The organism is Gordoniibacillus kamchatkensis (assembly GCF_000829455.1).
Taxonomy (GTDB): Bacteria; Bacillota; Bacilli; order Paenibacillales; family NBRC-103111; genus Gordoniibacillus; species Gordoniibacillus kamchatkensis.
Genome location: NZ_JXAK01000049.1, coordinates 25,590 through 48,278, shown reverse-complemented (window position 1 = coordinate 48,278; position 22,689 = coordinate 25,590). Strand labels below are relative to the sequence as shown.

Annotated in this window: 17 protein-coding genes; 3 read left to right on the top strand and 14 right to left on the bottom strand. The window is 50.9% G+C overall.

Annotated features, from left to right (window positions below; translation table 11 throughout):
* Positions 1–19 precede the first annotated feature (19 nt).
* The 7 genes from SD70_RS23755 to SD70_RS35235 all read right to left on the bottom strand — a co-directional run bounded on the left by SD70_RS23755 (position 20) and on the right by SD70_RS35235 (position 15,865).
* Positions 20–1,081: a LacI family DNA-binding transcriptional regulator gene (locus SD70_RS23755; RefSeq protein ID WP_041050311.1), complete on the bottom strand. Its 1,062-nt coding sequence runs from the start codon at positions 1,079–1,081 to the stop codon at positions 20–22.
* A 175-nt stretch (positions 1,082–1,256) separates the two neighbouring features.
* Complete coding sequence (locus SD70_RS23750; protein ID WP_041050310.1) at positions 1,257–2,930, bottom strand: ABC transporter substrate-binding protein; 1,674 nt, start codon at positions 2,928–2,930, stop codon at positions 1,257–1,259.
* Between the two features lie 71 nt (positions 2,931–3,001).
* On the bottom strand, positions 3,002–3,901 hold the full coding sequence (locus SD70_RS23745; RefSeq protein WP_041050308.1) for a carbohydrate ABC transporter permease: 900 nt from the start codon (positions 3,899–3,901) through the stop codon (positions 3,002–3,004).
* Positions 3,902–3,919: 18 nt separating this feature from the next.
* Positions 3,920–4,879: an ABC transporter permease gene (locus SD70_RS23740; RefSeq protein ID WP_156158160.1), complete on the bottom strand. Its 960-nt coding sequence runs from the start codon at positions 4,877–4,879 to the stop codon at positions 3,920–3,922.
* A gap of 19 nt (positions 4,880–4,898) precedes the next feature.
* A complete protein-coding gene (locus SD70_RS23735) occupies positions 4,899–7,064 on the bottom strand; it encodes an alpha-galactosidase (protein ID WP_041050306.1) in 2,166 nt (721 codons plus the stop codon).
* A 663-nt stretch (positions 7,065–7,727) separates the two neighbouring features.
* Positions 7,728–10,880: a cellulase family glycosylhydrolase gene (locus SD70_RS23730; RefSeq protein ID WP_041050304.1), complete on the bottom strand. Its 3,153-nt coding sequence runs from the start codon at positions 10,878–10,880 to the stop codon at positions 7,728–7,730.
* Positions 10,881–11,671: 791 nt separating this feature from the next.
* On the bottom strand, positions 11,672–15,865 hold the full coding sequence (locus tag SD70_RS35235) for a glycosyl hydrolase (protein WP_082053608.1): 4,194 nt from the start codon (positions 15,863–15,865) through the stop codon (positions 11,672–11,674).
* A gap of 804 nt (positions 15,866–16,669) precedes the next feature.
* On the opposite strand from SD70_RS35235, the gene SD70_RS23720 reads away from it, so the two are divergent.
* Genes SD70_RS23720 through clpP form a run of 3 tightly spaced genes read left to right on the top strand, consistent with a single transcriptional unit; the run spans position 16,670 to position 18,123 of the window.
* Complete coding sequence (locus SD70_RS23720) at positions 16,670–17,272, top strand: ArsR/SmtB family transcription factor (RefSeq protein ID WP_041050303.1); 603 nt, start codon at positions 16,670–16,672, stop codon at positions 17,270–17,272.
* Positions 17,273–17,277: 5 nt separating this feature from the next.
* Positions 17,278–17,511 (top strand): hypothetical protein, encoded by a 234-nt coding sequence (locus SD70_RS23715; RefSeq protein WP_041050301.1) that lies wholly within the window; start codon positions 17,278–17,280, stop codon positions 17,509–17,511.
* A 30-nt stretch (positions 17,512–17,541) separates the two neighbouring features.
* Positions 17,542–18,123 (top strand): ATP-dependent Clp endopeptidase proteolytic subunit ClpP, encoded by a 582-nt coding sequence (clpP, locus tag SD70_RS23710; protein ID WP_041050300.1) that lies wholly within the window; start codon positions 17,542–17,544, stop codon positions 18,121–18,123.
* Between the two features lie 141 nt (positions 18,124–18,264).
* Here clpP and SD70_RS23705 read toward each other — a convergent pair whose 3' ends face one another.
* From SD70_RS23705 to SD70_RS23685, 7 genes are all read right to left on the bottom strand, one after another.
* Entirely contained in the window at positions 18,265–19,473 is a 1,209-nt protein-coding gene (locus tag SD70_RS23705) for a M24 family metallopeptidase (protein ID WP_052487815.1), read from the bottom strand.
* Positions 19,474–19,521: 48 nt separating this feature from the next.
* A complete protein-coding gene (locus SD70_RS23700) occupies positions 19,522–20,394 on the bottom strand; it encodes an MBL fold metallo-hydrolase (RefSeq protein WP_197081140.1) in 873 nt (290 codons plus the stop codon).
* 143 nt (positions 20,395–20,537) lie between these two features.
* Positions 20,538–21,020, bottom strand: coding sequence for a hypothetical protein (locus SD70_RS23695; protein WP_041050298.1), 483 nt, complete (start codon positions 21,018–21,020; stop codon positions 20,538–20,540).
* Positions 21,021–21,035: 15 nt separating this feature from the next.
* Positions 21,036–21,461 (bottom strand): hypothetical protein, encoded by a 426-nt coding sequence (locus SD70_RS23690; protein ID WP_041050297.1) that lies wholly within the window; start codon positions 21,459–21,461, stop codon positions 21,036–21,038.
* Positions 21,458–21,604, bottom strand: coding sequence for a hypothetical protein (locus tag SD70_RS37140; protein WP_197081139.1), 147 nt, complete (start codon positions 21,602–21,604; stop codon positions 21,458–21,460). Before SD70_RS37140 ends, SD70_RS23690 begins: the two co-directional genes overlap by 4 nt.
* A gap of 14 nt (positions 21,605–21,618) precedes the next feature.
* Positions 21,619–21,768, bottom strand: a complete 150-nt coding sequence (locus SD70_RS37135; RefSeq protein ID WP_197081137.1) for a hypothetical protein — start codon at positions 21,766–21,768, stop codon at positions 21,619–21,621.
* Between the two features lie 17 nt (positions 21,769–21,785).
* Positions 21,786–22,688 carry a hypothetical protein gene (locus SD70_RS23685; RefSeq protein ID WP_052487814.1) on the bottom strand — a complete coding sequence of 301 codons (903 nt, stop codon included), beginning with the start codon at positions 22,686–22,688 and terminating at the stop codon, positions 21,786–21,788.
* Position 22,689: the final 1 nt, after the last annotated feature.

The following is a 22,689-nucleotide window of genomic DNA, read 5'->3' as shown; positions in this document are numbered from 1 at the left end:
AATGCTCTAGACCGGCAAATCATTCTTTAATGTCGCACCTTGCTACCGATTGTCGGAAAAGCACTTCGCCATAAATCAATGTTTTCTCATAGGGCAAATCAGGGTTCTTCAATCGTTTTTGCAGCACCTCGACAGCACGAATCCCCATTAATTCGTTGTGCACTTCTACAGTACTCAGACTGGGAAGATCTCGATACTCCTGCGTATTATCAAAGCCGGTGACCGAAACATCCACCGGCACCCTGACTCCTCGCATGATCAACAGGCGAATCGTCATATGGGCATAAAAATCGTTGGCGCAAACAAAAACTTGCGGAAGCTCATTCGTTTCGATCAATTGATTGATGGTCTGTTCGATAACGTCTTGTGCATTCTCATCCAGATTCAATAGAGGATCATCCGTTGAGGGAACGGAGAGACGGTTCTCCTCAAGTACCATGCGAAAGCCGAGCCACCGTTCATGAAAACTCCGCGAGTACGTCGGATTGCCGATAAATCGCATTCGACGATGACCTAAAGCGATCAAATTCGTAGTCAGCTTTCGGAAGCAGTCATAGTTGTTCATAAACACCGAATCGCAAGGAATCAGTGGATCCTCGTGATCAATAAGGACGAAAGGGATGGCCGTTTTTCGTATCTCCAGCAATAACTGGCTCGGAATATAACCGATCCCGATTAGACCGAGAACGGCGGATGGATTAATAATATCGATGAAGCCTTCGGCATTGTTCTCCGTTACCATCATCACCCTTATTCCTTGTTTCTCCAATTCGGAAGAAACGCCGTCGATGATTCTTCCCCAAAATACGGCCCCCCGCTCTTGAAAGCGTACGTTAGGCAGCAGAACGATCACCGTATTCTTGGATACTGCGGAAGTTTTGCGCTCATGAATCGGTGGCTCTCCGCTTTGCTTCTTTATCGCCCATTGGGACGACAGGTTATATCCGAGAGCGGCAGCAGTCTGAATAATCTTCGCTCTCGTTTCATCCCCTACACCGGGTTTGCCTGACAGTGCCTGTGAAACAGCGAATTTGGAGACACCAACCTGATCGGCGATTTGCTGCATCGTCACTCTTCTCATACGCGATCACTCCATCTTAAGCTACATCGTCTATTGTAGCATACAATTAACGGTTCACCAAACAAAATTAAAGAATTGTTAGCTTCTACACATCTACCTTTTATTTACGTTTGGTTCCATATGAGAAAAGACCGCCCGAAGTTTACCTTTTCGGACAGTCTTCCTACCTAATAAGCTACTTATTATTCCAAAGCTCAATTCGCTGCTTTAGTAATTGATCAAACTGGCCTTCCAGCTTATGAACGCCCGCTTGATCCATCTCTCGCTGGAACTGGTCCCATAGAGCGTCGAAATTGTCCGGCGATTTGATAATCATCTCGGGGATGCGTTTCCTTACGATATCCTCAAGCTTCTGGAATATGACTGCACCTTCCGTATCCGACGGGATATTAATTTGCCAAGCGGCCCCCCATGGCTTGACCGGGAATTCCGATGCTTTCGGGAATAAATCCTGCCACATCTTAGCGTTGTAGTGAGAAAGTACGTCTTTCTCAGGCGCCGTATAAGCGTCCATTATTTGCTGTTCGCTCTTGATCGTATACGTTTGTCCCGAAGAATCCTTTACACCATTGCCATACTGCGGGAACGGATAGCCATATACGCCGATACCGGTTTTCTTGCCATACTGTGGATCCGAGTTGCGCAGGTCCATGTCGGTTACAACACGCTTGCCGTTCTCGACCTTATAATTGACGCCTTCAATGCCCCAGTTGTTCAAAATCTGAGCTTCGTCCGAGCAGAGCCAATCCAGGAACTTGATAATGCGGACCGGATCCTTGGCGCTCTTGGAGATGCCAATTCCCCAGCCGGCCGAGTATCCGGCGTCTTGGAAATTGCGGTTTTTGAGACTGTCATTGAGCATGATCGGATAAATGCCGTAAGTCAGCTCCGGTTTGCCGGCTTGCTTCAGTGCTTGTTCCGGCTCCTGGTACTGCCACCTGGAATCGATCAGACCAAGGACGCGACCGGAAGCGATCTTTGCCTTATATTGATCGTATTTTTGGGTGAAGCTTTCCGGATCCATCAGACCTGTTGCATACATGTGGTTCAGCCATTTGAAATATTCTTTCTCTTCCGGACGAGTATAATGGAATACCGGTTTTTGCGTTTTATCGTCGATGTACCATTCGCCGTCATCAGAACCGCCAGTGGAGAATACGGCCGGATTCGTTACGCTCTGCGCAATGCGCCAGTCTTCGGCGATCAAGGTTAATCCGATTGTAGGCTGTCCGTTGATTGTCGGGTGCTTTTCCTTGAACGTTTTAATAGCGTTTTCAAAATCCTGCAAGTTTTTGAGCTTCGGATAGTTCAGTTCCTTTACAACCTGATGCTGCAGCATGAAGCCGTCCTTCGGTTCCCACTGCTTCTCGTTGACGCCATAGGTACCCAAAAAATAAATCGCTGGGTTGTCCTTACTCCAGCGCAGACGGTTCAGGTAGTCACCGTACAGCTTTTTGATATTCGGTCCATACTTGTCGATGAGTGGTGCAAGATCGATAAAACCGCCGGCGTTAACGATCAAATTGGAATCGTTTTTGGCGAAGATCAGATCCGGGTATTCGCCGCTAGCGGCCATAAGCGCAATTTTCTGCTTCGGATCGCCGACCGGATAATCGATTTTCAGCGTAACGCCTGTGAGTTCCGTGATTTTTTTTCCGACGGGACTTTGCATATTCTCATAGTTGGAGTTGAGATCTTCGCTGAACATCGTAATCGTGATCGGCTTTTTGTCGTCCCCGCTTGTCGTCGCCACGGACGCGCCCTCATTTTTGTTGGCATTCGTACACCCCGTGAGCCCGATTAGCGCCGCAGCCAACGTAACTGCAGCCCACGTCTTTGCGTTTCCCATCTTTGTGCCTCCCTTAATAATCTTGGTTTGTATATAACAGAAATATCTGTTACAACCGAATAGAAACTTCTCTAGCTTTTTACGGCCCCCAGCGTAAGCCCTTGCACAAAATACTTTTGCAGGAAGGGGTACACGACCAAAATGGGCAGTGTCGCCACGATTGTAATCGAAGCCCGAATCGACTCTGGCGATACGCGTGTAGTCAGCTCGGGATTGCCGCTTCTAGCCATATCGGCACTGCTGGCCCCCGCCGTGGTATTGGCCAATATTTTCATCAATTCGTATTGCAGTGTCGTCAAATCGTCGGAATTGCTGTTGTAAAGAAACGTATCGAACCAGGAATTCCATTGTCCCACCGCAATGAAGAGCGCTATGGTCGCAAGCACTGGTTTGCAGAGCGGAAGAATGATCCTGAAGAAAATCGCCAAGTCGTTCGCGCCATCAATCTTGGCTGATTCCTGAAGACTGATCGGCAATCCGTCTATATAGGAACGGATCACGAAAATATTCCAAGCGTTAACCAGCCCCGGCAAAATGTAAACCCAAAAGGTATTCATCAAATGCAGGTCGCGTATAAGCATATAGACCGGTATGATCCCGCCGGAGAAATACAGCGTCAGAACAAACACGAAGGAAATTTGTTTCCTCGCGATAAAATCTTTCCGGCTAAGCACATAGGCCACCATCGCCGCGCTGAACACGCCTAGCAAAGTGCCGAGCACCGTCCGAAGGACGGAATTTTTAAAGGCCACTATCAAATTGTTGTAGATGAAAATTTCTTTGTAGTTGTCCAGTGTAAAGATCCTTGGCCATAAATAGATGCCTCCCCTGACCGTGTCCATCGCTTGATTGAACGATATTGCCAGTACGTTTAAGAACGGATAAACGGTCACGATACCGACCGAAATCATAAAGGCATATAAAAAAATGTCGAATAGAACGCTTTCGGAGTTTGTACTCTTTGCCGCCATTGTAGCGCTTTCCTCCTTTCAAATAACGCTTTCGTTCGTCCACCGCTTAAACACACGGTTCGATATAAGCAGCAGCATAATGCTCACGATCGAATTTACGATGCCGACGGCAGTCCCAAAGGAGAAACGCCCCATCTTTATTCCATAGTTCAGCACATACAGATCAAGCACTTCGGAGTAATCTTGCACAATGCTGTTCCCGAGCAAGAACTGCTTCTCGAAGCCGATGCTCGTGAGCCATCCGATAGATAAAATCATCATGACCATGATCGTAGGCCGTATGCCAGGCAGGGTAATATGCCAGATCCGCTTGAACCTCCCGGCCCCGTCGACTTTGGCGGCGTCGTACAATTCGGGGTCGATTCCGGAGATCGCCGCCAAATAGATGATGGAGTTCCAGCCCATCTCCTTCCATAGATCGGACATCGTGACGATCCCCCAGAACCATTCCCCGTGAGCCATAAACTGTATCGGCTTGTCGATCGCGTGGATCGCGATGAGCAGCTGGTTCACGATCCCGCCGTCTGTGGACAGCATTTTCGTAATCAAACCGGCTACTACGACCCAAGATACGAAATGCGGCAAATACGAGATCGTCTGCATCGTGCGTTTAAAGGCCATATGCCGTAGTTCGTTCAGAAGTATAGCGAACAGGACCGGTACCGTATAACCGACAACCAACGACATTATGCTCATTGCCAGCGTATTGCGCAGAACGAGATAAAAATGAGGTTCCGAAAACAAGGCGACGAAATTGTCGAAACCGACCCAAGTTTGCTCACGGAAGGATAAGCCGGGTCTAAATTTCTGGAAAGCCATTGTCCAACCCCAAACGGGAATATAATTAAAGATGATAATCCAGATGACGAACGGAACCGACATGAAGAACAAATACTTCTGCTCGAGTGCGACGGACCATTTGGATTTCCTGCGTTTCGGGGTTGTGTTCGGAAGGGCAGTTCCGTTTTCCATTGCCATATTGATTCGCTCCTTTCCTCTACCGCCGGGGGGATGCAAGCAAATAAATCCAGCCGCTGGCGAAGTCGCCCTCCATCGCCGGTACCTGTATTCCGGCATGCAGCAGGCGGTCACCGGTTATCGTTAGATTCGTTCCGGATACTCTATAGGTAAAAGTAGGGTCCAAGCCCTGAAGTTTCAGTTGCTTGACGGGAACATTAGGTTCAGCCAACACCTTGAAATAGTAGACCAGAGCCTCGGTCCGGTCATTGGATACGAACATCCATGAGGTGTCGTTGCCTTCGAAAGGGCTGAGGAGCCGATAATAATTGCCGGTCTGCACCAAATGACGGAACCTCTTGTACTGGTTGACTTGCTGTATAACAATGCCCTTCTCGTCTTTGGAAAGCTTGGTCAAATCAAGCTCGTAGCCAAAGTTTCCTGACATAGCCACATCGCCTCTAGTAGAAAGGGGCGTAATCCTTCCGACTTGATGGTTCGGTACCGCAGATACGTGCGCACCGATTGCGCTAATCGGGTAGACGAGACTCATGCCGAACTGGATTTTCAAACGTTCAACGGCATCCGTATTATCACTGGTCCAAGTTTGAGGCATGTAATAGAGCATACCTGGATCAAATCTGCCGCCGCCGCTTGCGCAATTCTCGAACAGAATGTGAGGAAAACGGGCAGTAAGTCGTTCCAACAACCTGTATAATCCGAGAATATAGCGATGGGCCGTCTCTTTTTGCTGTGCCGGAGACCGATTTACCGATCCGATTTCCGTCATATTCCGGTTCATGTCCCATTTCACATAGTTCACTTGCGCTTTCTCAAACAGGCTGCTAAGTGTTTCAAATATGTAATCGACGATCTCTTCCCTGGAGTAGTCCAGGACCAGCTGAGTTCGCGCTTCGGTACGACGTCGACCATCCACATGAAGGCACCAATCCGGATGCCGACGGTAAAGCTCGCTGTCCGGCGATATCATTTCCGGCTCTACCCACAGCCCAAATTGCAGCCCGAGCCCCTGGATTCTTGCCGCCAAATCCGGTAATCCATTTGGAAGTTTGCGGAAGTCTTCACTCCAATCCCCAAGCGAGGTCGTGTCGTCATTCCTATTGCCGAACCAGCCGTCATCCAAAACAAACAGCTCGATGCCCAGCTCAGCCGCCGCCTTTGCAATCGCCTCCAATTTGCCGACATCGAACTGAAAATAAGTAGCTTCCCAGTTGTTGACCAGGATCGGACGTTCCTTGTACCGGTATAATCCCCGGCATAAACGGGTTCGATAAAGGGAATGATACGTTCTGGACATTTCCCCCAGGCCGTTTGCCGAATACACAAGCACGGCTTCGGGCGATTGAAAACACTCTCCTGGCTGTAGCTGCCATGAAAAATCGAAAGGATTAATCCCTATCGATACGCGGGTTGAATGCATCGAATCCACTTCCGCATCAATTACAAAGTTGCCACTATAAACGAGACTGAAGCCGTATACATCTCCCTGATCCTCTCCTGTATTCGGCGATACAAGCGCTATGAATGGGTTCAGCTGATGACTGCTTGCTCCTCTTCTGCTTTCAATCCGCGTGATGCCGGGACCTAGCGCCCTTCTCTGAATATGCCCCTCTCTCGTCCACGCTCCCGACAAATAGACGGCTTCGAAATGATCTCGGCCGAAGTCAACACTTGCACTTAAAACACGCTGTAATTGAAGCGTTTTCAAGCCCTTGTTACAAAAACGAACTGACCTTGCGATGGCATTATGGTCGGCGAATACGGTGTAGCTTAACTGCATAATCAAGCCCGAGTATGCATCCTGCAGTTCAAGCTCCAGCGTCTGCGCTTCCGAAGCAAGTTCAACATATGTAGCAGGGAGCCCTTCCAAAGCGGGCTTGCCCTCCAGCAATCGATACCTGCGGTAGATGAACTCGGTTATTCGGCTTCCATCTTCCAATTCCACTTGGTAAGCGGGGTTTCTAAAATCCCCTGTACCATACTGCGGATATTCTTGGGGAAGCTTGTCTAGATTGTTCTGCAGCTTCAGATGAGGAATTAAATCGTCGGCCGTGCAGCTGCTATGTAATTTACGGCCCCAATATACATGAAGCGGATAACCAGCGTCATGAATTTGAATGATGTAACTCGTATCCTTTGCCTGCAAATGAAAACATTGCGAGTCTTCGTTGATGATGATACCCATTTCAGTGCCCCTAACCTCGGTATTTGTTAGCCTAACTATGTACAATGTAACACATCATGTTTTTGTTGTAAATGTTTTTTTCAATAACTTTTATCGAGTTTTTGACTAACACATTGTTTCACATCGTTCCTGCATTGAAAATCGTCTGCTGGAAGAGATTTACGTGATTTCGGCGAATTGATGAGCACATTTATTCTTCCACACGTGAGGAGCCTAACTTGTACGGAGTCGCGATTTATTGGACTTTTTTTATTCTTTTGCAATCGAACCCAAAAAGTTTGCCTAACAAAAAAGGCATGGCAAATGAGGTCTCCATTTGTACGCCTTTTTCGGGATTACGCCTGCATCGACTCTATCTCATAAAACACCTCTTTAGGGCAAGAAGTTCTTCGTACGCTCCTACCTCGTATATTCGATATAGAGCGGATGAGTCGGCACATTTTGCGCAATAATGACGACAATTGCAAGTAAATATGAAAAGAGCTCGGTCATCGAATGCTGCGCCGGATCAGCTTCCACCGATGCTCCCCGTATAGAAGGAACAGCAGCCGGTAAGGCTTGACGCCTTCGGCTGCCGTTTTTCTCGAAGAGCTTGATGCAGCTGTTTACAGACGGTTGAGTAGATTGGACATTGCGCGATACCGGTCTTTTCTTTCTCGACACTTAGCTTACCGCGATTGAAACCTCGGCAGGACGATATACCGCCGTCAACTCGCCTTTCGCATCCGTGGCGAACAGCACGGAGCGTTCGCTATCCAACGTGAAGGCGTACGAGCGGTCTGTTGCTGGATCTTTGACATGAATCCGTGCAGCGTGGCCGTATTCGGAGACGAAAACGTACAGTGCACCGCCGGCGTATTCGATTTTGCGCCCGTACACGCCCGGCAGTTCCCCGCCTTCCAACCATTCGAGCTCGGCAGTTACGCCAGCCCGATTCAGCGCTAAGCTGTATAGCGCCTTCAGCACATCGGGGCGATAGCCAAGTTCCACAGGAAGCGGGCACCAGATCATTCGCCCTTTACCGAGATCAGCTTCCACGAGCCTTGTAGCCTGCTTTGCGGCGACGCCGTTCACCAGCTGCTTATTGGTATCCGCAATGCGGGCTCCTCCGAAGGAAACTGGGTAGATGCGCCCTTCGATCTCAATTGCTTCTTCCCGGCGCACGTTCGTTATTTCCCCGGCCTGCAATTCGCTCTCCAAACGGCGAACCGGACGCCAGTAAGCATCCAATCCAACCGGTCCGGTGAAGAGCAACGTCCCTCCGTTCGTCCGGATGTGGCCAATCAGTCGCTCCAGCGCTTCATCGCTGAAGTTGTGGGCACTAGGTACAAGGATGAGCTTCGGACTAGAATCGGCTAACGAATCGAGATGATACTCGCCGAACCCTCGGACGTGCACATTCATGTCATAGACGAGCGTTCGAACGGCGCGTGCGGTCGCTTCCGTCACAAGCTTTCGATTTGAAAAATCATTGGAGTAAGGGAAAATGACGGCGACATCTTCGAGCTTGCGGCCGACGAACAGTTCCCGAATGCTTTCCATAAACGACCCGAAATCATACGAAACGTCCGCTTCCGGCTTCTCTGTTCCGTCTGCGCGAAGTGCCCCGATGTTCGATTCATTGACGTTGTTCATGTAGAAATTAATGTTCCAAATCCACTGAACCGCTCCGGCCCCGCCGGTCGAGAAGGCATACGCGTATTTGCGCTCGAGAATGTTTCGCAGCTCGGATTCGCTGCGTTTCGCTCGGTCGTCCGGCGTTTCCACATACATGATGCCGGTTTCTTGGATCAAATTCGGCTTATGCGCGTCTTTCGTAAATACGCCGTCCCATACAAGATCGTCCATGCTCCACCACGAATGCACGGTCGTATAATCAACTTCGTCTGCGTAGAAGAACGGCGATGGTCTTTGCGCGGTCAGAGCCTCGTCCTGCCCAACCGTCACCAACTGTTTCGGCTGGATTGCGCGAATCGTTTCCAACAGCTGTTTGGCCCAACGGTTGTGCATTTCCATCGTGAACAATGTGTAATCGAGCCAAGGCCCGCCTTTCTTCGCCAGCGTTTCCGTCGTACCGAAGTTGATGTCGTCCGGCTCCAGTAGCTGCGCTGCTTCAAAGGCAGGAAGATCGTCTGGCGTCATATTCCAACGCTCCTGAAGAAGACTCAGAGTACCGTGCCGCTGTTTCAGGAATTCGATGAATGCGTCCTTTTCGAACCGGTCATGTAAGGAACGAGGTCCCTTGAAAATCCGTTTCGGGTCGAACATCGACGGTTCGTTGATCAGATCCCAATGAACGTGCTTCGAATCGGTATGACGGGAAACAATCGCTGAGATGAACCGTTTTTGCGCTTCCACGCTTCTCGGATCCAGATAAGGGTTCACGCCTTCCCAGTTCTCCGGAGTGAACGAGAAGAAGTTAAAGGTTACTTCAAGATCGTAACGCTTCGCTGTTAAAATAAAGGCGTCGACCGCGCGAAGCACCTCTTCGTAAGCATGCCCGTCGACAAACATGATTTGGCGCCACGCGGTCCAAATGCCCGTCCGGATCAAATTGATGCCGGCGCGTTTCATCTGGGCCATATCGCGATCCCATACCGCTGCGTTTGGAAGGAATAAATATTTGCGCGCAACATCGCTCGTCATATACGTCATGCCAACGATCGGGAGCGGCTTGCCGTCTTTCCAAAAATAATCGCGGTCGCAGGTCAAATAGTCGCCCTGCTTCAGAAGCTCCGCATCGAAACCCCAGAATCCTTGGCGCAGCAGGCGACTTTCGCCGAGCGAAGACACGGCTTCGCATTCCGCAACGTAGAAGCCTCTTTGAATTGGCTCCGGAATGCGGACCTTCCCAAACTCAAGCTCGCGTCCCGCATGAAGACGGAGCTCCGTGCTCCAAACCTCGGCAAATTGTTTAGGACGATAGATAAAGTCCGGTGTCGGGGTTTGAACGACTGTGTCCTTCGCCTTCAGTACGCGAAGCTTGAATGTCCATTCCGCCTTCTCCTTGCGCGCTCCGAGTCGCTGCGCTTGCAGCATCAGCGTCGCCCGGTCCCCCGGCTCGTACGAGGCATAATTCGGCTTCAGCCACAGCTCCGTGACGCCTAGCGCCGCGAAGTCCGCCCACCGGCCGAGCGCATCCGCTCCGCCATTGCTCCAGAATGCCTCACGCAACGGCTGATTAACAAAAATCCAGCGGCCGCCGGCAAAGTCCCCTTTCGTATTCTCGATCAGTACGACGGGGGCCGCGACTTCGCGTTCGATCGAGCCGCCGCTGATACCTTTCAGCAAAGGGTAAATGTGCGCGTCTATCGGCCCTGACGAACCGAGCTCTCCAGGCTTGTCGTCGGTACGGGTCACGTGCAGAACCAGGCCGTAAGTCGGCTCGACCGTAAATAGCGACTCGTGATCCTGCAGAAGCGGGATATCTCGGTGGTGAACGAGCTTCGCGATCGGAGCCGGATCGACCTCAAGCGCTTCATGAATTTGCAGCTGCTGGTGATAACCGGTCTGCGCTTTCTCCACTTTCCACTCGCCGTCCATTTTGATTGCCGGCTTCTTGAATGGAGCCCCGCCCACGGACAACAGGCCTTTTCCCACACGAAGATGAGCCAGTATGGCATTCCAGGCCTCCTTTGGGAAATATGAGCCGTGCAAATGCACAAGAACATCCGCGTCCACAAGCGCTTCGGCGAGATTTTCAGCATCCGCTACATGGTAGTTGTCCTGAAGCTTCTTGAGGGCCGAAACATTCGGTCGCTGACCTTCATATGGAAACGAAACATCGTAAAAAACAACAATGCGGCTTACATTCATCGCGAAAACCTCCAATGAGTGATCGTAGTTTCTGAATCAGTATAGGTTCCGCCGTGCGGAAAAGAAATGTAGGATTCTTTTTTTCTTGTATTATCTTTATTTTAGAAAGGCTACAGCACCAGAGTGACGAAACCGTCCATCTCACTAACCCAGTTGTACAATTTCGTCCCTGTTTTATCGTCATTTTCGTTGCGGGGGTCGCCAGCCTTTTTAATGGCATAATCTAATCGGCAAGGCAGTTTCGTTGTAACAGCCGAGCGTCGGTTGAATGGTGCCCGTCGAACTTCCGTTGTCCCCCCCCCACATGCGTAGGACGTTGATGCTTTTTTGGGCATTTTGTGTGCCATTACCGAGTCTACTTCAACTTTGCGTGAGTTAACCGTCAAGCAAGCCTGCGTAATATGTATTATTCCCTTGAAAATAAAAGGAGGTCCCGTTTAACATAAAATGTTGCCCGCTAGTATAACCAAACCCGGTCGACACGGCACTCGAGACATCTGGGCGGAAGCCAAAGGCAACAGAAGTAAGCAGTAGCATATATGCAGTAATAAATCTACTCCTTTTTACGGTCCGATCCATACATTTGATCTTCCCTTCGTATTAGATGAAATCGTTCTGGGAGCATGATTAAAACCACGTCTACCCCATCGAGCTGGATGTCGAGCTTCTAATTCAAGCCGGTCCGACGTCAGCCCAAATTTATTTTGTTGCAGCCGAACACAATCCGTTCCCACCCAATACTTTCGAATTCCGCTGTAACCGTTGCCGCCTATCGTCCTTTAATTTCATGGCTATGAGATCGTTACGTCATCAACATACACAGTCGCTTTCCCGGAGGAATCGGCCGCTGTCATCACCTGCACACCGATGGCTTGCGTCAAATTTCTATTCGTTACGCTGTTGATATTCACATCTATCGTCGAGTATCCGCCGGCATCCACAGGGGTTGCGTTTGAAGCCGTCCACGTTTCCCACCCGGCCCCGCTCTGCATAAACAATTGAACCTTAACCCCGCTGCCGACGGTAGCACCTTCTCCAGGCACGACTTTTACTTTGACGGAAATCTTGGTGAAGTTGGAAAGGTTTACGGTTGCCATACGACGAAGCTGGAATTGACCGCCATTCAAAGCAAAATCGGCCTTTACCGCGTGCATACCTGACGCGGCAAATACGGAATCAGTGACAGCCAGTCCTGAGGCTTCTGCCGTGTTATACTGATTGTTATTATCTACATTGATCGAGAAGCCTTGTAAGGTTCCATCTTCAAAACCATAAACGGTTGACTGAGAAGCCGTACTTGCAACCAGTCGCACATCGTCCAGATATACGGATGTTATCCCTGATCCGGAAAATTGCTCTAGCTTGATACCGATTGCCTTTACGTTACTTAGGTTCGCAATTCCTGCAAGCGGAATCATCACGTTTGTGAAATCATCGGCGTTGATGTCGACCATACCGCTATCCGTCCAGGTCCAGTTAGGCCCTGCTTTAATATACAAGCGTGCTTTGGCTGTACCGCTCTTTAGTTTGAGTTTCGCGCTCAATTCGTTAACTCCGGATAAATCTATGTTCTCGAATTTCACGATTTCAAAGTCCGAGCCTGAGAGCGAGAAATCCACCTTGAGTGAGCCTGAGCCTTGCGCATACACGTCATGAGTGACCGAAGATGTTCCTGCGCTTGCGTTATTCACGTCTACATTCCAGCCCTGCGTATCCGACTCGAAGCCATACAACAGTCCCGCCGGCGCCGGCATGCTGCCCGTGCCGCCGTCCGGTACACCGCCGGTACCGTCGTTATAAACTTGAATGTCATCAAAATAGAGGGTTCCCGTAGTGCTTGATGCCGTCTCCTTCTTGTTCACGTAAATACCGAAGGAACGAATATCTTTTAAGTTTTCTTTAGTCATTACTTTTCCGGCATTCGATGTATCCCATGGAGCCGGTGTGAATTGACTGAACGGAATTTCGACCACGCCTTCCGTTGTACTCGCAAGAGACGGATACGCTTCGAACGAGATACCACTGGCATTCACTTGAATCACCAGCTTCTGACCGCTACCATCGGGCTGCAGCCAGAACTTCAGCTTATTGGCGTCCGACCAGTCGACATTGTTCATGTTCTTCACTTCGCCGGTATAACCTTGACCGTTCACGTTATAAGCCAGTTTCAAGCCATACTTCCCGTTGTACTTATGGTCGGCATCGAGCGTAATTGTGTTCAAATCACCTTGAGCGCTATAGGCTGCATCCAGCAGATCATTGCTTCCCATATACGTTTCGAATGTATCCACAACATGAGGGTCGGAGTTAGGCGGTACATCGCTGATAAAAACTCGGATCGTTTGCGACAGTTTGGAGCCGTCCTTCGCATATGAGGTTACCGTTAAGCTCGTTCCCTTTTCGTCAAGCGATGGCCCCGGCGTCCAATCGGCTGTATAATAGAATCCTTCCTCATCTGCCTTCATGCCGGTTTCCATTCCATTCTCGCCTATTCGGAAAGTGACACGTTCCACGTTCTGGTTTAATACACGCGCGCGTATTGTGGTTGACCTTGTCGCAGGAATGGTTTCATTTGCCGTCGGAGATGTGATGTGCAGGAACGGCCTTTCCCCGGTCGTTATAACCTGCCGGCTATACGGCTGGTCCGCCTTCACCTCTTTACTGAAAGCCGTGTACGGATCGTTGTAGTATGCCGTGAAATTCGGCAGAAGCTCATGATCACCGAGTCCCGGCGCATTCTTATACGGAACGAAAATCGAATCCGTATTGAAATTAGCCCATGTCAGCATATAAGCCATCCGTCTCGAATCCGGATCCGATTTGAGCGCATTTAGCAGCTTCGTGAAAAATTGTAAATCCTGGGTCCCGGTCGGTTTCACATTCGAATAACCGAATTCCGTGAAGGCCGCTGCTTTTCCCTTCGAATCCGCCAGCTTGGAGATTAGCTTCGCATCCTTTACCACAGCGTCGAACCAGCCGGGGGTTTTGCCGTCATAGTATGTGTCGAAGCCGAGAATATCAACGTAATCGTCCCCAGGATACGTCTCCAGGTACACGTCATTCGTCTCGTTGAACGGGCTGCCCGGCGAGAAGGCATAGAGGAAATTGTGTACCCCCTTCTTATCACGCAGGTATTCAACGGTATAACGGTAAATCTCCTTATATTGATCTTTCGTCCTGTATGGCGCCCCCCACCAGAACCAGCCGCCATTCTGTTCGTGGAAAGGCCGGAAAATGACCGGGATAAGCTTGCCGTTATCATCCTTGAGGTTGTTGGCAAAGTCAGCGACCATATCGAGGAACTGATTGTACTGTGCTTGCTTATCCCCCCCTGGAAGGATGTGTGAGATTACCATACCTTTTGTATCATAGAAACTGCCGCCGGTGACGAAGTTCGGCATGTGGGAGCTGAGCGTGAGCACACCTCCCTTCTCGTAGGCCGATTTCATGACAGCGATCAGATTATCGCGGTTTTGCTGCTGGGAAGCACCGACCATGCCCGGTTTTTCGTAACCTTCCAGGCTCAAGGTATCCCATCCGAACATGCCTGGGAAATCGCCAACGGCATTCATCACATCGGATTGAGTTCCATCTTTCGCGGTAATCGAGATGCCTTCCGTAGTCGCATGCTGTTGTCCGAATAATATCTCCCTACCTCGAACGTCATTCAGATAAGCGAACAACGATCTTGTCTCCGCAGTTGCCCGTGCATCGGCGAGATCGACACTTCTAACCGATGTTTCCGTGCTGGAGGAGGAGCCACTGGATTGGGCCGGCATTTGCGTGGGATTCGGTTGGAACGGCTTTACCTCCCCCTTTGTGACGGTCAATTGGCCCGCTGGGACAGCAGTTCCGTTGATCGTTACCCCCTCAGCCTCAATGTTCGCTTTCACGATTGTTCCGCGACTGGAAATGGAAGTGCCGGAAGCGGCGGCTGCCACGTCCATTGCTTTGATTTCGGCCCCTTCCGCCACTGTAAGTATCGTCGGTTTGTTCAGCTGAACCGAATCAACTTTCGTTCCTGAGCTAAGTTCAAGCTTGGAGGATTTATCGACGGTAATTTGGGATATTTGAGTATCACCCGACGCAAGTACCCGAACCTCACCTTCTTTGCGATTCACATAAACTTCGTCAAGTTCAGAGTCATTGAAGATGATTGTATTGGGGCCGCCACCTTCCACGAACGTGATTCCCTTTACCTTGGTTCCCTGCAGCGTAACCTCACCGTTGCCGATCCCTGCCGCGAGGTACAGATTGCCTAGAATACGAGCATTCTTAAGGACTACGCCTTCTTTATTGATGACAACATTGCCGTCGATGATTCCCCCCTCGATGTCGCCTTCCTTGTTATAAAAGCTGGAAACCAAGCTGTCGATGAGTTTAACCGTTTCAGCACGAGTAATCGTACCTCTAGGGCGAAAGGTCCCGTCCTCGTATCCATCAATCCATTTTGCAAGCGCATTCACCGAACTACGCGCGTAAGCTGCAATTTCATCTGCATCTTTAAATTCGGTTGTATTTGAATCCTTTCGTGACGGATTAAGGGAAAATACACGAGTCAGTAGCGTTACTGCATCTTGACGGGTAAGGTAATCATTAGCTTGCGCTTTGTTACCCGGATATCCATCAAAATAACCGGCCTGTCGGGCAAGTGATAGTTGGTCAGCATACCAACTGCCGGCATCGACATCGGAAAAATGTTGCTCCGACTTTACATAAAAGCCGAACAATTTGTTGAGTAAGGTAACAAATTCAGCCCTCGTAATTTTTTCATCAGGATGAAAGGCGTTGTCCGGGTAACCGCTTACAACTCTTTGCGAAGTCCATTTTTCTATACGGCTTTCTGCCCAGTGTCCTTTCATATCACTGAACAAGGGGGATCCTATGGGTTGAGTTCCGCCTGACGATGCCATAATGGGAGAAAAAGGTGTAACGGCTATGACTGCTGCAAGTAAGTACGTCAACCATCTGGGTTTCCTGTTCATTCTTTAACCTCCTTTTACGATTAGTCATTTTGTGTCATTCATGAATTTCTGTTTTGTAGATATTGTGCTTTTTCATTTGAGTACACGTTGTCAGCCCTCCTCTAGATATGTAATTTCGACAAACCGAAACTAACTATGTTCGCTATTTATTATACCTAAAATAAAAACATTTTCTAGTGTTTGTATATAATTTTATGTTTTGTAAAATTATTATTAATAACTTTTTTTGTTTTTTAACCTAACATACCATTCGTTTTTTTTGTTTTGTCATACATTTTCGATTGTTGTATCTTTTAAAATGACATTATTGCTAACTAGCCGGAGGGTGTGATGAACGAAATGGCATTGAAGCTCTATCTTCTATTTATATTTTATGAACAGTTTCCAAATGTTCTCCACCAAATCATCGTCTAAACCAGGCCGAGTATCTAAAAATCTCTCTTCAATCATCCAATCAATATTTCGAACCATATTTACAGGTGTTTGAGGGTCAATGATTATCCTCACCCGTCCTTAAAACGATAAATGCCCATACCATGTGGTAAGGGCAATGTTGAATTAGAACTCAAAACTTACGTGCTGTTTTGCGTCTGAATGGTATCCATTTCTGCATATAAACTAACATACAAACCTTACTTCAAAACTTTATTTGTCTACTTCAAAACTTTTTTTGCATACTTCAAAACATATTTGTTGGCGATCATCTCACTGGGCCAATGCCGTTTGACATTTCAAGCCCAACGTAATAAAATGTTTTTACGTAACATATAATTGTACTGTAGCCATACGCGAGGAGGCTCACAGATGGTTCACGACATCCAGGAAACATACCGGGTCGAAGCTCCCGAGCAGGCTCTCGTGCTGCTCAATCCGCTGCGCGGCGAAATTGCGGCCCGCCTCGTCGAACCGGCGTCTGCCGCCGAGGTGGCGCGGATGCTGGGCGAGACGCCGCAGCGTATCAACTACCATTTGAAGGCGTTGGAGAAAGTCGGGCTAGTCAGGCGAACCGGGACACGCCAAGTGCGTAATCTGGTAGAGGTGCTGTATCAAGCCGTTGCCAAAACATTTGTGCTGGCGGAAGCGCTCAGCATGAAGCCGGAGACGCTGCAAAAGCTGAAGGATCAAGGTGCTCTGGCTCATTTGATCCGGACGGCGGAGCGAGTAAAGCAGGATGCGCTGCTGCTAATGGAGAGGTCCGACGCCGCCGAGCAGGTGCCGAGCGCTGCGCTGGAACTGCAAGTGCCGCTCGGCGACGAAACGCAGCGGGCCGCTTTTATCGAGGAATATGTGGCGGCCGTTCAGGCGATCGTCCGCAAGTACGCTGCAGCCGGTTCCACTGGTGACAAAGAAAAAATCCTTTATCAGGCTGTGCTAACCGTATATCCGAAACCGGATGCAGGAGAGTGAGAGCGATGAGTGAAGAAAAAGAACGCAAAGACAACGTCATCGATTTGGAATCGTTTCGCCGCAAATCGGCTGCGGCCGGCGGAGCCGGCGAGCACGTGTGGGAACAGGTCACGCTGCCGCTGCTTCCCGGCAGCGAAACACCGGATCAGCCGACCGTCCATATCGTGAAAGTATCTTCCGGCTTCGGGCGCCTTCCCTCACGGGCTTGGCAGGATACGGTACGCAGCATGGCCGCTTGATCGTCATTATAATATGAGGAGGTATTACCAATGAGCTTTGTACCGATTGTGGTCGAATCGACAGGGCGCGGCGAGCGCTCGTACGACATTTATTCGCGGCTGCTGAAAGACCGCATTATTTTCGTCGGGACGGAGATTAACGACCATACAGCCAATGCCATTGTCGCTCAGCTGCTGTTTCTCGCGGCGGACGACCCGGAGAAAGACATCTCGCTCTACGTGAACTCCCCCGGTGGCTCAACGGTAGCCGGCATGGCCATCATCGATACGATGAATTTCATCAAGCCGGATGTATCCACAATATGCGTCGGCATGGCCGCTTCCATGGGAGCTGTCATATTGACGTCGGGCGCGCCGGGCAAGCGCTTCGCTTTGCCGAACTCGGAGATTATGATCCATCAGCCTTGGGGCGGGGCCCAAGGGCAGGCAGCCGACATCAAAATTCGCGCCGACTGGATCATCAAGACACGCAGGCAACTCAACGAAATTATCGCCAGAACGTCCGGCCAGCCACTGGAAAAAGTGGAGCAGGATACGGACCGCGACTACTACATGTCCGCCGAAGAGGCGAAAGCGTATGGAATTGTAGACAAAGTGATCCAGAAAATATAAGACGCATTGGCCGGCGGCCCGACATCGGCAAGTCGGCCATTTTTTATGGGCACGAGCTTCGACCGTACCATGCTGCGCCGCAACGCGACCTCCGCCTCTATGCTGCGGACAGCATGCCCGGATTTTACGCGTATTGAGCAGCTAGGGGAGACGAATGAGCCCTTCCCGCGAACGAGTTAGCTGCTCATAGCCGTTCTCCGTAATCGCATAGCTGTTCTCGATGCCGACGACACCGCGTCCGGGGAACGTAAACTTCGGTTCGATGGCGATGACAATGCCGGGCTCGAGCGGATACGTGAAGCTTTTGGCGAGTACGGGAAGCTCATCGATTTCAAGGCCGATCCCGTGTCCGAGAAATTTGACCTGATCGGAGCCGTAGCCCATGAAATGATCGCTGAGCCCGGCTTCCTTCACCTGCTTTAGCGCCGCTGCATAAAGATCTTCGCATATGGTACCCGGCTTCAGCCGTTCTTCCGTGCGGCGCAGCACTTGTTCCGCTTGCTCGTAAGCACTCGCAAGGTCATCCGGCAATTCGCCGATGACGGCAGTGCGCGTCTGATCGATGACATAGCCTTCGATACAGCAGCCGATATCGATCAGGATCGGCTCGCCGCGGCCAATCCGACGCCGTCCGGAGCTTTGCGGCGCGGCGGCGCTCAATCCTTCGCCTCCAGCGGGACCGTCAAAATACGTGGGCAGCGCCGCAGCCGCCCCCGCTCCAACCATGCCGGTAATGAGCTCCTGATTGTAGCCTCGCATCCGCATAAGGCCGAGATGGCCTTTGCGCCGGATCGAATGCTCGATCGCGGCCATGAGCTCCAGCTCCGTCATTCCTTCATGAAGCGCAGCAACTCCCGCCTCGAACGCCGTATCGATAACTGCAGCCGCTTGGCGAATGAGCTTCAGCTCGGGGGCCGACTTGATCATGCGCGTTTCCCGAATGAGCAAGGAGCCGTCCGTCCAAGTCACCCCGGGAAAAGCACTTTGCAGCCGCATATACGCCTGTACCGGCAGCACATCAAATTCGGTAGCCAGCGTAACGGATCCGGCAGCAAAGAGGGCCGGGTAACGTGCGCTCAGTTCGGATGCGAACGTGCGCAGCGAAGCGAGCGGCACGACGTCCGTTTTCGCTTCCGTCATAGCGCGAGTGACACTGCGCCGGACGAACAGCGCCGGATCGCCCGCCGCGGGTACGAACGCATATCCGGTCTGCATCGAGCCGGTCAAATAATAGATGTCCACGTTTTGCGTCGCCAGAAATGCGTCGATCCCTTTGTCCCGCATCTTCTTCTGCAGCCTTACCCAACGCTCGCGGTACATTTCGGCCGTTTCGTTATTTTGCTCCGTCATCGCCGTTCAATCGCCCTTTCTTCGTGTATCAACTAAGCTCCAAGCTCCTTAAGCCCCGCTCCGCATCTCCTCAACAAGACGTCGCATGGCCCGGTTCATTGCATCTGCGGTAAGATGTACCCGTTTTCCGTGACCGGGCAGCACCCACTCAAACGTTTCTGCCGCTAACCGTTCCATCGATTTGCCCTGCTCTTCCCACGAATACCAGCAGAAATCGTCAAAAGCCGTTAGCATCCCTCGTTCCCGATCCCAGGCGAGATGATCGCCGGTGAACAAGTACCGGCTCCGATATAACAGTACCATCGAGCCCCGCGTATGACCGGGAACGACGATAATTTTCGTATCCGCGTCCCATTGCACATCCGCCACACCTTCGATGAAATGCTCGGCTTCCGGCTGGGCCGATCGCTCAAGTGCATGAATGATTCGTTTCGCGCCGAATCGTTCGGCGTAAAGCTGCGCATCCGCTACATCGTCCCGGTGCGTCAGGAATATCGTGCCGACGCCGCCCATCTGCTCGAACCGCCGTACGAGGTGAGGCACGTAACGCGGCGCGTCAATGAGCCAATTTCCATCCGGGCGAAGAAGCAAGTAGGAGCTGCCTCCATACGATTTGGGTGAAGTGAAACCGCAATAGTAAAGGCCTTCATCCAGTCTTAGCGGAAAGTCCTCCATCACTTCCGCCGTCCCCGACTTCTCCTCGCACACGATCGCATTCGTCGGACAGCTAAGGAGCGCTTGGAGCGCCTGCCGACGCTCGCTATCGCTGCCCGGCTGCTTTGCTACCGCGGAATATCCGCCAGCTTCGCGAAATACGTCCGGCGCCAGCTGACGACACGTATCGCAGTCGATGCAAGCCGAATTAACATAGAATGACCCTGCAACGTTCGCGGCTAATCGCCGATGCTGACGCTCGCTCACGTACGACACGCCCTTTCCCGTACAGTACCGGATACTCTCTCTTTACATTAACGCTCACGAAGCGAAAATGCAAAGCCGCTAGGCGTTAAGCTGGCTGTGAGATGCCCTGCACGTTGCTCTACATTACACCTCCAGCTTAACGCCTAGTACGTTATTTCCGCGGCCGCCTTAATCGTCCAAGCAATCGGCTGCAGCACCGTATAGCTGCGAGGGAACTGTAGTCGAACGATCGCCACTACGCCGGGTTTATGCAGAGTGACCGAGTAACCATAGAGATTATTCGTATAAGTGTAAGGAAACGAATTGTTTTCGTTAATGACGGCCCAATCAAGCCACTCAACCCTATTGCGCAAAAGCGTACCGGGAAGCGGATCGTTGTTCGCATCCAGCCGCAAGTTCGCTCGCAAGTAATCGCGTGCGGCGGCTTGCGCCCGAATCGGATCGATCGAACGCACTCCGTCGGCCAGCTTGTCCATATCGCTTTGTTGAGCTGCGGCATGCACAGCGTAATTCAGCGCTCGTTTGCCGTGGAATAACGTAAACATCGCCAGCTCTTCGTCGGTTTGCAAAGCGTAAAGTGCGAAGAAGCAGACGGCCATAAGCGGGAAAAGCAGCAGCTTATACATGCGCGCCCGTCCTCCTTACGGTACATACTCGCTCATTTTCATCCCTACGGCCCCCATCCGAGACGTTTCGTCAGGCGGCGTCATGCCGACGAGCCGATCGATGACAAATAGCCGCTCGTAAGGATACGTAATCTTTAATCGGATGCCTGTGCCGCGATGTACGGGTGCTCTCGGGTCCGAACCGTTGACACCGCTTGTCGTATCGACGACGTATTCCACGAGCGAGGGGGTAAAGCCGCGTGCAGCGAGACGCTGCCGGGATTCGCTTATTGCCGCAGCGTCCACATATCCGTGGCTGGCGTTAGCTCCCACCTCCAGCAAATAATCGACCTCTTCCTGCAGCACTGCCTGCCTGATCAGAACGATATGCTTGTATATCGGGGCAAACAACAGCCAACATAATATGCTCGCAAACAGTACGAACACGAGAATTTGCTTCATGGGTCCATCCGCTCGATCGTTTCATTGATCCGTCCGCCTCCGTTCATGATCAGGCTTCTTGTACCTGACGGCCCGGCAACGACAGAGTTGTATATGACAAGCGCCACCATCACCAGCATGACGGTAATGAGGATCGATCTCATGGCTAATCGCTCCTCTACGGCTGTAGATTGGTAATATTGTTGTTTGCAGTATTGCCGTGCGTTTGTATATTCGCTCTCATGCCCGTGCCGTTGTTGTTGATAATCGTAGTAAACAGCAGCGCCATAACTATCATCATCATCACTGTAATCAATATATTTCTCATGGGAACGTCGCTCCTTTTTAATTTAGAGACTGAAACAGTTTTTGTCCTTCCATAATCCACGGATACATGAACACGCGAAACGTGTTGAGGATCGGTAGACCGGCCAAAACAAACAGGATATACGATACCGTCTCCTTGCGGCTTTCTTTCGCCAGCTCCAGCTTTTCCTTGTAATCACGGATTCTCTCCCGCAATAATTCGTAATAGCTGCCATGTTCGTGCAAGCGAAGCGCTTGCAGCGTCTCGGCGAAGCTTCGCGCTTCGTCCGTGCCGAGCCTGCGCTGAAAATCGCGGATCGCCAGCTCCGCATCCTGATACCATTCCGCCAGCATTCGCTGCAATGCGCCTCGAATGATTCTTGTCGGCGGTACGCATCTCATTAGTTTGTAATGCAAATTCATCTTCGAACCGGTGTAATACAACAGCTGGCTGCTTAACACATATATCTCTTTAACGATCTGATGGCTGCGTCTAAGTTTCAGTTGTTCCAGCACCTTACGATCGGCCGCCAAAAGGAGAAGGAAGGAGCTTCCTACCGAAATTGCATAGGCCGGTTCGATGAAACGGGCGAATGAAGAATAATGCATGCCGGCGATTCCCCACAAGACTAGTGTGCCGCTGAGGAACATGCAGGAACGCCGCACTATTTCGTAAAATTCAGGATGCAGTCCGATGCCGGCCCCGAGAAGAAGCTGTCTTTTCCCCTCCAGTTTTCCCTCCTCCCTAGGAACGAGCAGCAGCTTTGCGACCGTTTTCGCGAAACGTCCTGACCAGGAGAGGCGAGGCGTTTGCCATGGCTTCCACCGCACTGCACGCTGCGGCAAAGCCCGGAATAAGGAAACAACCGCTAAGTAACCGGTAACGCCTATCAATCCCCAGCTGCCGTGAACTGCGATCCACCACAACTCGAAGGTGCCCACT